Source organism: Cryobacterium lactosi, from assembly GCF_004403945.1.
Taxonomy (GTDB): domain Bacteria; phylum Actinomycetota; class Actinomycetes; order Actinomycetales; family Microbacteriaceae; genus Cryobacterium; species Cryobacterium lactosi.
Genome location: NZ_SOHM01000010.1, coordinates 1 through 7,284 on the forward strand (window position 1 = coordinate 1; position 7,284 = coordinate 7,284).

At 61.3% G+C, this 7,284-nt stretch carries 5 protein-coding genes and 2 pseudogenes; 2 read left to right on the forward strand and 5 right to left on the reverse strand.

All coding sequences use genetic code 11. The features are described 5' to 3' along the window. Nucleotides 1-641: 641 nt before the first annotated feature. A pseudogene (locus E3T61_RS05710) lies at nucleotides 642-896 on the forward strand (recombinase family protein); the annotation flags it as partial. A gap of 629 nt (nucleotides 897-1,525) precedes the next feature. Here E3T61_RS05710 and E3T61_RS05715 read toward each other — a convergent pair. Continuing rightward, nucleotides 1,526-4,264 (reverse strand): cation-translocating P-type ATPase, encoded by a 2,739-nt coding sequence (locus tag E3T61_RS05715; RefSeq protein WP_134639943.1) that lies wholly within the window; start codon nucleotides 4,262-4,264, stop codon nucleotides 1,526-1,528. Nucleotides 4,265-4,626: 362 nt separating this feature from the next. Here E3T61_RS05715 and E3T61_RS22635 point away from each other — a divergent pair. Further along, a pseudogene (locus tag E3T61_RS22635) lies at nucleotides 4,627-4,767 on the forward strand (NADP-specific glutamate dehydrogenase); the annotation flags it as partial. A gap of 73 nt (nucleotides 4,768-4,840) precedes the next feature. Here E3T61_RS22635 and E3T61_RS05725 read toward each other — a convergent pair. From E3T61_RS05725 to E3T61_RS05740, 4 genes are all read right to left on the reverse strand, one after another. Then, nucleotides 4,841-5,269 (reverse strand): antitoxin HicB, encoded by a 429-nt coding sequence (locus E3T61_RS05725; RefSeq protein ID WP_134639944.1) that lies wholly within the window; start codon nucleotides 5,267-5,269, stop codon nucleotides 4,841-4,843. Beyond that, on the reverse strand, nucleotides 5,266-5,514 hold the full coding sequence (locus tag E3T61_RS05730; protein ID WP_134639945.1) for a hypothetical protein: 249 nt from the start codon (nucleotides 5,512-5,514) through the stop codon (nucleotides 5,266-5,268). The genes E3T61_RS05725 and E3T61_RS05730 overlap by 4 nt, the downstream gene beginning before the upstream one ends. A gap of 135 nt (nucleotides 5,515-5,649) precedes the next feature. Further along, a complete protein-coding gene (locus tag E3T61_RS05735; protein ID WP_134639946.1) occupies nucleotides 5,650-5,979 on the reverse strand; it encodes a sigma-70 family RNA polymerase sigma factor in 330 nt (109 codons plus the stop codon). A gap of 244 nt (nucleotides 5,980-6,223) precedes the next feature. Continuing rightward, nucleotides 6,224-6,904 carry a GAF and ANTAR domain-containing protein gene (locus tag E3T61_RS05740; protein WP_134639947.1) on the reverse strand — a complete coding sequence of 227 codons (681 nt, stop codon included), beginning with the start codon at nucleotides 6,902-6,904 and terminating at the stop codon, nucleotides 6,224-6,226. Nucleotides 6,905-7,284 lie beyond the last annotated feature (380 nt).

Below are 7,284 nucleotides of genomic sequence, written 5' to 3' on the forward strand. Positions count from 1 at the left end.
ATCGAGGTCCTCGACGAGGCGGTGATCCTCCCCGAACTCGCCGCCGCCTAGACTAGAACCACTGACCCGCATGGTGTTGAGAAATTCCACCACTCAGCGGGACGTGACCCGCCGTACCGTCATTTCACCGGAGATGCCGGTGCAAAACGAAGGAGCCTGAAATGCGCGTTCCACCGTATTACTCGACCAATCCGAATGACCCCGACGTGCACCACGTGCACAGCGACTGCCCCTCCGGAAAGCAAATCCCGGCCTCAAACAGGCGGCCAGGCACAAACGACCAGCGACTCTGCCGGACTTGCGCTGGCATGTAAAGACCACGGGTGCGGCCCTGGCTCCGAGCGAGACAGGGCCGCACTGCCGGCATCAATTGGTGGCCCCTTTTTCGATGGGCACGCGAAATCGATCAGCTTCGGCACACCGCCCGCGATGTCTCACATCTAACGGCGATCACCGTCGACCAAGAACCAGGTTACGAACTGCTGAGCCGCGTTCCGCGGCGTTGTGTAGATCGAAAACAGGGCCGTTTTCCTAATAGACGTAGTCATGAGATTTCGCCGCCGCTCTATTCCAACGCTTGTGCAACTCGCGGGCGGAGAGCCACCGATGTTCAACCAGATCCCGCCGTTACTACTGAAGGCCTGGCAAGATTCGCCGCCGGAGTGCAGAAACGAGACGTGTTCGCGGACGTCAGATCTGGGAGTAAGACCGCGACTGAGCGGCCCGGGATGAAGAAGCTCCTCGAGTACGCCGAGGCAGACGACACCGTCGTGGTGTGGCGGGTTGATCACCTGGGGCGCTCGTTGATCGACGTCTTGAACACGGTCACTCTGCTGCGTGAGCGCGGGGTGAATGTGCGGTCCATCTCGGATGGCATCGATCCGGCCACCACCACGGCCCACTCATCAAACTGACCATCCAACCGATCGCAATGATCCTCCGCAGCAAATTCGATGATGCCGCGAGACGGATGTTCACGAGTCCCCCGCCCACAATTAGCAATCCGACGGCTGATTGGGTCTGAGTGACGTGTCTCCTGTTGATTCTGGGTTCACCGCCGGAAGCAGCCAGTCGTTGTTGCTCCTCCTTCCTGGCCAAGGCGGCAAGCTCTCAGCGGGACCGCGACACCTGGCCCGCGCCCGTCATCCTGAACGTCCTGATCCGCGTCCCCAGCCATTGTTCCCGCATCCGATTGTCAGCCACAGCGTCCAGCCGCGCCGCCGCTCACCTTCGCCGGTGACTGTGCGCTCGCTGTGCAGCTGGCCCGTCCGCCAGGGCCAGCTCTTCGCGGTTCCCCGCGCAGAATTGTCGCCTCGCTCCATCTACAACCACTAGCGCGATTGAGAACAGGGCCATCGAACAGTATGGAAGGTGACCGATAGGGACGATTGGGCGAAGATACGCCACCTATTTCAGCAGGCAAGCGCTCGAAGCGGGAGATCGGTGGGCTCGTCGGTGTCTCGCGGGAAACAGTGAAGCGGTCATTGGAAAAGACCGGTCAAATGCTCGTTCACTACTCCGCCAGTCAGCCCATCGTAAGAGTGGATTTCGCCGCGCGGCGCCGGGAGCTTACCTTTCGCAGCTCTTCAACCCAGAGGACGAGCGACCCGATTACCGCGGCGGTCAGCCATTGTGCGGCAGTGAGTGCGGTGGTGTCGAACAGGCCCTGCAGTACAGGTGCGTGCACAACCGCGATCTGGAGGACGAATACGACCGCCAGCGAGATCCAGATGGCGCCGTTGGTGAGTGTGCGGGCAGAGAAAACGGTGTGGGCTTCCGAGCGCACGTTGAGGAGGTTGAAGACCTGGAAGAACACGAAGGTGGTGAAAGCCAGAGTGGTGATGCCCTCGGAGTCGATGTCGGGGAACCACGTGGAGGCAAGTAGCAACACCGCGAGGGTGCCGGCGGTCATGGTCGCAGCGGCGAGAAGAATGTGCCCCATACGGGAGCAGGTCAGCAATGATTCCTGCGCAGGGCGGGGCGGTCGGCGCATCACGTCGGGTTCGGTGCGCTCAACGCCCAAGGCCAGGGCTGGGGGGCCGTCCATGATGATGTTCACCCAGAGTATCTGCAGAGCGGTGAACGGTGCGCCTCCAGCGATGCCGAGCACACCGCAGATCAGGAACAGCATGACGAAGCCCCAGGACGTCGAGAGCTGGAAGCGGACAAACTTGAGGATATTGTCGTAGATACCGCGACCTTCACGCACGGCGGCAACAATGGTAGCGAAGTTGTCGTCCGTGAGTATCATCCGGGCCGCCCCTTTGGAGACGTCGGTTCCCGTGATGCCCATGGCGATGCCGATGTCCGCCTGCTTCAGCGCTGGAGCGTCGTTGACGCCGTCACCGGTCATTGCGACGACTTCTCCACGCCTCTGCAGCGCTTTGACGAAGCGAATCTTGTGTTCGGGGGCGACCCGCGCAAGAACCCCGAAGCCGGGGGCATGGTCGCGGAGCGCGTCATCGTCGATTTCGTCGAGATCCGAGCCTGAAGCGGCGTTTCCGGGGATGTTCAGGGACTTAGCGATTGCCGATGCGGTACGGAGGTGGTCGCCGGTGATCATATGGACGGAAATGCCGGCGCCCTGGGCGATCTTGATGGCCTCAGCGGCCTCTTGGCGGGGCGGGTCGGTGATCCCCACGACGCAGTACAGGGTCAGGTCGGTGGCCAGTTCGCGTAGTGACTCGCCGTCCTCGGGCAGAGAGGTAGCCCCTGGAGCTCCGTCCTCCAGGGTTCGCCCTGCGATCATCAGGGTGCGAAGGCCCTCATCGGCCAGTTCGTCGACTGACGCAAGGATACGGTCGCGGTCCTCCTCGGTGAGCGGGCGGGGCCCGTTTGCACCGAGCACCGAGGTAGCCCGTTTCAGTACGATCCCTGGGGCGCCCTTGACGAAGATCCGATAGTCGGCCGCAGTGGTGTCACCGATCCGGAAAGTCTGATGGTGAAACGTAGCCTGAAATTTGTATACCGAGTCGAAGGGGACTTCCTGCAGGCGCGGATGAGCCAAGCGGGCACCGTCGACGTCGAGCCCGCCTTTTTCAGCCAACACAACTAGAGCCCCGTCGGTGGGGTCCCCGACCAGCCGCCCGTCGCTCACGGAGGCGTCATTGCACAATGCCATAGACAGATACGCGTCCGGAAAACTGTCGGGAGTGGAGTGATCGGGGCTGAGGACCCGTCCGTCGGTGGAGTAGCCCCGACCTGTCACCCTGAAAGTATGCCCATCAACGAGGAGGCGATGCACGGTCATTTCGTTGAGAGTAAGAGTGCCGGTTTTGTCAGTCGCGATGTGGCTGGTGGAACCCAGTGTCTCAACCGCGGAGAGCTGTTTGATGATCGCTCCCTGCGTGGCCAGCCGATTGGCGCCCATGGCCAGCGTGAACGCCACAACCGCAGTGAGTCCTTCAGGGATTGTGGCCACAGCCAGGGATACCGCGGTCAGCAGCAAATCGGCGATGCTTTCTCCTCGCAGCAACCCGAGCACGAAGACAATGGCCACGACTACCAACGCGACGAGGGTCAGCAGTCGTGCGAGCCGGTCGATGCGGCGTTGCAAGGGGGTTTTAGACTCCCCGGTACTCGCCAACTGCTCGGCGATCGCACCCATTTCCGTCTTCATGCCCGTGTCCGTGACGATCATGGTGCCACGGCCTCGTGTAACTTCTGTGTTCATGAACACCATGCACGATCGATCGCCCAGGGGTGCGTCAAGGTCGGTCGTCGGCGCAAGGTCTTTGTCGACCGGTTGGGACTCTCCCGTCAGATTCGCCTCGGCCACCTGTAGTTGAGAGGCTTGGACCACGCGCCCGTCTGCTGGCACTGAGTCGCCCGCTTCCAAGAGAACAACGTCTCCCGGAACCAGCTCGGACCTGTCAATCTCCTCGACTTGTCCGTCCCGTCTTACCCGGGACGTAGCAACGGACATCTTCCGTAGCGCTGCGAGCGAGTTCTCCGCCCGCGCTACCTGCACGTAGTTCAGGATGGTGTTGAACACCACCACGATGAGGATGACCACCGGGGTCTCCCACTCACGGGTCACGACGGCCGAAACGATTGCCGCTAGAAGTAGCACAATGGTCATCTTGTCCGAGAGCAACTGAAGCAATTTCTTCCACGCCGGGGTGCTGGCTGCAGCAGCCAACACATTGGAGCCGTGCCTACCAGTGCGTTCGATTACCTGCCTCCTGGGCAGGCCATTAACGATGTCCACGTCGAGTGCGTCTGCGACAGCAGTAGAAGACAAGATGTACCAGGGGGAACTCATGAAAAGGTCGACCGCTTTCGCTTTGGAGCGCTGATCCTTGGGTGCTTACACGTTAGCCGCAGTGTCGGGCCGCGACAGGCAACCCCTATACAGAAAGACCGTCACCCGTCGGCACCGAGCACGTAGGCGACCCGCTTTACAGCTGCGGCAGGGACCGTCACCGACAGGAGTGACAGACGCATGCGAGACGCCGCGGTGGATCACCCGCGCCTGGCAGGATGTCGCGTTGACTGGGATCTGCAGCCGGGGGACTATTGAACCCGTCAGCCACCTGCGAAATGTCACAACGACTCGTACTGAAAACGGCTCAGGTTACAAGGCTCACGAGTTGATCGACCACTCAGCAACGACACCACCGGACCGAGGTTCTCGAGACCCTCGGTCCGGTGGTGTCCAAGCACCCGCAATACGCCGATTCGGCCGTCATCCGACGCCTGTGCGAACCAGAGCGACAGATCATCTTCCGGGTGCCCTGGGTCACCGATACCGGCAAGATCGACCTCGGCTAGCTCGTTAGCATTTTCGGCCTGTCGGCCTTCTTCATTAATCGCCATTGGGTCTCCTGATCGTTTGGTTCTAGTGGGTGAGCTGGCTAATACGCTGCGGTGAGAGGCCGAGAATCCGGGCGGTGTCTGCCTGGCTGAGACCGTCTGCGGTGAGGGCCTTAACTGCTTCGCGGTTGAGCCTGGCTGCTTCCGCGACGGCAGCCCGGGCGTCCTCTTCGTTCTTCTTCGCCAGCGTCCACAACTCGGCAGCGTGCGGCGGAATTTCTACCGTCACCTGAACCTCGATTTGGTCCTCGTCCACGTCCAGCCACACTGCGGCAATGTCGCGGGCGGCGGCGTCAATGTCTTTGACGCTGCGGGCCTGCCCGGTAGCCGTTATGCGGGTATCTCCCCCTCGGGGTGATGGTGAGGTGAGTTCGGGAATTTTGATCGTCCACCACTTGCCATCTCGGTAGGCGCGCGCCGTTAAGGTTCGCTTCGTCGTTTTTACTGTGCTCATGAGAGTGCTCTTCCTGCCTGGGTTAACTGTCGTTCTACGTCCTCTGGGAGCTTTTCGGCCCCAACGGGGTTCGCGTAGAGATCGGCTATGCGGTACTGATTGGGCTGCTCGCTCTCCCCCTCGGCGGCGGCGCTTGCACGGGCGGTCTCGGCGTAGTGGCCAAGCGCCAGCGTGAACGCGCTGAATGTGCGGTCCTCCGTGCGGTCCAACACGACGGGGAACGGCGGTAGCTGCTTCGCGGCCAATGACTTTCCTACTTCCAGCTCTGGGGCGTGTTCGGGAACGCGGCGACAATCTGCCGCACAACTCCCGCTGACAGTTCCTTGTGCCCCGGGATGGTGATTGCGCCTGTAATCCGCCAGTCTTCGCCGGCGGGCCCATTACCGACGTGCGACCACAGAGATATCCGCTTCTCGGGCTAGGCGCTCTGTCTGAGCGTGATACGCGGCGTGGCGCTCCGCTGTTCCAATGATGATCGACCAAGGCGAGCCGCCAAGCCCCGACAACATCGCCGCGTTTCGCCAGACGTATAGCCACAGGCCACACATGGCCTCGTCGACCGCGGCCGGGGACTTCAGATAGTGGTTGCAGATCGCAAACGTCGGGACACTCAACTGATCGTAAATCAGGCCGAACGCAGCCTGACTGCCCGAAGCCATGCTCCGCATCAGCTTCTGTTGATCGGATACCCCGGTCAATGGCGTCACCACACTATTCCGCTTCGAACGCCAGCATCGGATATCACTGCGCTACACAGAGGATTTCCGCTGCTGGAATGCGTCGGTTCACGGCATGCGAGGGGCAAAAGGTTGTGACCGGTCGATCTACACCCGACGCCGGTTGAGATGCTAGGCCCGCAGCACTCGCCACCGGCCCGATCCGGCCCCACTCTTGCCGTAGTAACCACACCCTTTAGAGGGACGTGACCAAGGCATATCCGAACGGTCTTCTGAATCATCTAGATTTGCCTCGACTATTCATAATTTTTCCTGCGATATCGCCCAATCGCTTGTCCGTCTTCCGCGCATGAGCGCGCAAGAGTGAGAACGCGGCGTCCATGGGCACTCCATACTGCTGAGCGAGGACCCCTTTGGCTCGTTCTATCGTCACCCGGGCGTCGAGCGCCCGGTGCAATTCTTCGTTGAGGTTGGTTGTCGCGGCTCGGACCATGGCCTCGATCGACGCAGCATCTTCATCGCTCAGTGGGCCGAGCTGCTCCGAAAATAGAATCAGTCCCCCGAGAATTTGGCCGCGGTGGCGCAGGGGGACGGCGTGAGCAGCGTGGAAACCACGGTCTTCGGCAAGGGCAGCGAAGGCGGGCCAGTCGACCCTGGAAGCGGCGATGTTTGGCACGTTCACCGTTTCACCGGTACGAAATGCCACCACGCAAGGTCCTTGCTCAGAACCCAGCTGCGCTTCCTCCACGTCACTGGTTCTCTCGCTGGTAGAGGCGACGACGTGAAGATGTTGATTGTGATCAGCGAGCAAAATGCCAGCCTCGACAGCAGACGTGAGCGAGGTGGCGCTCCGCACTAAGAGGTCAAAAGTATCGATGGCTTCGTAACCCGGCTTCGAAGTATCCGCGAGTGCGCTAACGACCTCGACTAAAACCTTTCCGTCATTGGGCATACTCATTGGCGAACGCAAGGCATGACACGGACGCTCATTCCTTTCGCCGCAATCTCAGACCAACAGGCGCACGCCCAGCGATGAGGGCATCGTGCTTGTCCGGGCGGGCCCAGCTGAAGCCCGCCAGATAGGCCACGCCGAGGCCGGATTCCTGACCCGCGCGTAACGCTGATAGCCGGATCCTTCTGCGCCATCGCGTCGGCCAGTATTCCGGTGCCTTCGGGTGAGTCGTCGTCGACGATGAGGCCGTCAACGGTGCCGGTCGTGCCCATGCCCTACTGCAGCAGTTGTTCGCCGCGTCTTGGGTTGGGTCGGCAGAAGTCGTGCTTCTGGATGCGTCCTCGATGCCTGGGTGAAGCCGACTATCAAGCATTTATGCTCCTCGG